Origin of the sequence: Candidatus Frankia nodulisporulans (genome assembly GCF_902806475.1) — a bacterium.
In the GTDB taxonomy this organism is placed as follows: domain Bacteria; phylum Actinomycetota; class Actinomycetes; order Frankiales; family Frankiaceae; genus Frankia; species Frankia umida.
In genome coordinates this window covers 1-2,111 of the sequence record NZ_CADCWS010000428.1, presented here as the reverse complement: position 1 = coordinate 2,111, position 2,111 = coordinate 1, and the positions used below count along the sequence as shown (strand labels likewise).

General features: G+C 71.7%; 2 protein-coding genes and 1 riboswitch. Of the genes, one reads left to right on the top strand and one right to left on the bottom strand.

All coding sequences use genetic code 11. The features are described 5' to 3' along the window. Positions 1-324: 324 nt before the first annotated feature. Positions 325-1,011 carry a 5,6-dimethylbenzimidazole synthase gene (bluB, locus tag G6R24_RS20500; protein ID WP_225438870.1) on the bottom strand — a complete coding sequence of 229 codons (687 nt, stop codon included), beginning with the start codon at positions 1,009-1,011 and terminating at the stop codon, positions 325-327. A gap of 41 nt (positions 1,012-1,052) precedes the next feature. Then, positions 1,053-1,230: riboswitch (cobalamin riboswitch) on the bottom strand. Between the two features lie 218 nt (positions 1,231-1,448). Here bluB and G6R24_RS20495 point away from each other — a divergent pair. Continuing rightward, positions 1,449-2,111 (top strand): serine/threonine-protein kinase (locus G6R24_RS20495; RefSeq protein ID WP_338084489.1); only part of this gene is annotated, 663 nt, incomplete at its 3' end.

The following is a 2,111-nucleotide window of genomic DNA, read 5'->3' as shown; positions in this document are numbered from 1 at the left end:
TTAACCTACGGCCATTGGGCCAGGGCGTGATACCGAACGCCGCAGACCTGATACCGAACGCCAGCAGCTCTGGAACCGAGGATCGACGACCGACGACCGACGACCGAGAATCGGGGACCGTGGACCTGATGCCGAGGCCTGGGAGGTGTGATGCCGAGGGTTGTTCAAGGATTGCGGCCTCTCCCTACCAAACAACCCTCGGCATGCGACCGAGGCCGGCATGTGCACGAGCAGACGAATAGGCGGACTAATGGGTGGATGAACGGGCGAACGGCCGACCGTGGCCTCGTCACGGCCGGGTCCGGGTCCGGGTCCGGGCCTCGGTCACGGCCGGGTCTCGGCCTCGGTCTCGGGACGGGCCTGCCACCGCTCGCGGTGTAGGACGTCGGCCAGCGGGCGGCGTCGGGCCCAGCCGTGCCGCTCCAGGTCGGGCAGTTCACGCAGGGCCGTCACCGGGCCCAGGCACAGCCAGGCGACCGGGCGGATGCCGGCCGGGATCGCGAGCAGGTCGCGGACGAACGGTTCGCGGTAGAACGACACCCAGCCGACGCCGAGGCCCTCCGCGGTCGCGGCCAGCCACAGGTTCTGCACCGCCAGGCAGACCGAGTAGAGCCCGGTGTCGGCGATCGCATGCCGGCCCAGCACCGCGGGGGCGCCGCGGGCCGGGTCGTAGGTGACGACCAGCGACAGCGAGGACGCCAGCACCCCGTCGATGCGGATCGGGGCGAACCGGGCGGCCTGCGCGGCGTCCAGGGACTCGGTGAACACCGCCCGCTCGTGCTGGACATGCGCGGCGAAGGCACGCCGGGTGGCGAGGTCGGTGACGACGACGAAGTCCCAGGGCTGGCTCAGCCCGACACTCGGCGCGGCATGCGCGGCGGCGAGCACGCGGTGCAGCACCGCGTCGGGCACCGGGGCGCCGGTGAACTCGCCGCGTACATCCCGGCGGCGATACAGCAGGTCGTAGAGGGTTTCGGTCTCGATGGTGCGACGATCACGTTCGGTGGACACGCCAGGCTCCCGCTGCCGGGCCGCCGGTGAGGGCGGCGCTGTGGCGGGGCCGGTCTTCGGACTCCCGGATCGACGCCGACCGCCCGCCTTCCCAGGCCGATCCGGCCCAGTGGCTGCGTGGGAGACGCGTGGGCGGCTGCTCCCCGGTCACCGCGGCGGGCCCGTGCCGGACTTGCACCGGCTTCCCGATTCTTCCCGGTCACCCGGGACACCCCGCATACGTTGCCGGGGCGGACGCTACCCGCTCGCCGGGTCCGGCCTGCCGGTTTGTCACCCGTCCGGGCCAGTCACGTGCGGGACGAACGACGCGACCGCCGGCGCAGGAGCGGCGGGAGAGCCGGCGGGTTGCGGCCGAACCGTGAAAACGGCGCCCGGGCCCCATTTCCCGAGGACTTTTCACTCCGGTATGGTTCCTCCGAGCAGCCGGGCTCACCGGAGTGCAACTGGTCGGATCACGTCGGACGGGGAGCAGCGTGACGGTCGGCCCGGGATTCCCGCCTGGCGAACGTCCAGTGCCGGGTGTCGGCGCTGGCGGCCGGTGGGAGCTGCCCGGACTACCCCTTCGCCCGCATGATCCAGACGAAGTCGGACCATATCGCCTGCGGCGTGTTCTCGGCGAAGGCGGGATGGGGACCGTCTACTATGCCGCCCGCGACGGGGCCGCCCCGGTGGCGGTCAAAGCCATCCGTTCCGAGTACGTCCTCGCGCCGGGTTTCCGGGGCCGATTCCTGCGGGAAATCGAGAACGCCCGGCAGGTGCAGCCCTTCTGCACGGCGGCGGTCCTCGACTTCGACACCGGTGACACTCCCTACCTGGTGACGGAGTATGTCAACGGCCCCGATCTGCGCCAGCAGATCACCTCCGGTGTGCCGCTGTCGGAGTACGACACCAAGCGGTTCGCGATCGGTGTGGCCTCGGCGTTGCGGGCCATTCACAACGCCGGGGTGGTGCACCGGGATCTCAAGCCGGCGAACGTGCTGCTGGCCGTTCTCGGCCCGCGGGTCATCGACTTCGGGGTGGCCGCGGCGCTGGTCGGGCCCGCGCGCGTAGCCATCGCCGCGACGGTGCCCGCCGACAGGGGGATCCCGACCAGCTCGGCG